Genomic DNA, 1,291 nt, shown 5'->3' with positions numbered 1-1,291 from the left:
TGGGTTTGGCATAGTGAGGTGACGATGGCGCACATACACACTCATATACGATCCGACGGCACCCCCGTCTTCCGGGTCCGCTTCAGACTCCGCCCCAACAGCAACCCCGTCAACGAATCATTCGAAAGCATCGAAGACGCCTACCAGTTCGCTGACCTAGTTGACCGTGTCGGCGGCGCCGACGCCAGACGAATCCGAGAGGTCACCACCACAACACCCCAGATCATCACCCTGGAGGCAGCCCTTGATGACTACATCACCCACATAGAGTCGCACGCAGCCCATGGCACCGGCTGGGAATACCGGAGAGTCGCGGAACGCTACTGGCTTCCCCGGCTCGGCTTCTTCCCCATCCAAGCCCTCACCCGCCGACACGTCGAAGAATGGGTCGCGTGGCAACGCCACCAAACCAGCAGGAACGGGAAGCCGTACGCGACGAAGACAATCCGGAACGCGCACGGACTCCTGTCCTCCGTGCTTGACTGGCAGGTGCAACAGGGCGTCATCCCAGCAAATGTGGCTCGCGGCGTGAAAATCGCTGATGACCAGCCACGCCGTGAAATGGTCTTCCTAACACCTGACCAGTTCACACGCATGCTCACACACCTGCTAGAACAACTGCACCCGCTGATCGTCTTGCTGTATACGACAGGCATGCGCTGGGGTGAAGCCACCGCGCTCATCAAAGCAGACTTCTCACTAGAAGCACAGCCGCCTACTGTGAGGATCTCTCGAGCATGGAAGCGAGGCGACGGCGGCCGCCGGTATATTGGGGCGCCGAAATCCAAGGCCGCCTACCGGACCATCTCCCTGCCCGAGTCAACAGTGCGCATCATGACACCACTCCTAGACGGTCTCGCCGACGGCGACAGAGTATTCCCTCCGGCCAGCGGCACAGGCCCGTTACGTGCGGAGCATTTGACTCACCGGTATTTGCATCCGGCGTGTGAGGCAGCGGGGCTCGCCGTCCGTCCTCGCCTGCACGATTTGCGGCACTCTCACGCGTCTACACTCATCGCCGCCGGTGTACCCCTGCCCGTGATCCAACGCCGACTCGGACATGAGTCGATCACGACGACGGTGGACACGTATGGGCACTTGTCCCAGGACGCGTGGGCCGGTGCGGCGGAAGCCATGGAGGCCGCGATTGCACCGGCCGTGCCACTCATCGAATAGTAGGCATGAAAAGCCGGCCCTATCCTCCCGCATGGAAGGATAGGGCCGGAATAGTCAGGGGAAGGGCAGGTTAGTCGGTCGCGGTGTCCTCGGCCAGCTCGACGCCGTCGCCGCC

1 protein-coding gene is annotated in these 1,291 nt (G+C 62.0%); it reads left to right on the top strand.

Annotated features, from left to right (window positions below; translation table 11 throughout):
* Positions 1-1,176 (top strand): site-specific integrase (locus EKN07_RS12390; protein ID WP_206435738.1); only part of this gene is annotated, 1,176 nt, incomplete at its 5' end.
* Positions 1,177-1,291: the final 115 nt, after the last annotated feature.

The organism is Actinobaculum sp. 352, from assembly GCF_003957265.1.
Lineage (GTDB): Bacteria > Actinomycetota > Actinomycetes > Actinomycetales > Actinomycetaceae > Asp313.
This window is presented reverse-complemented; position numbering and strand designations above follow the sequence as displayed.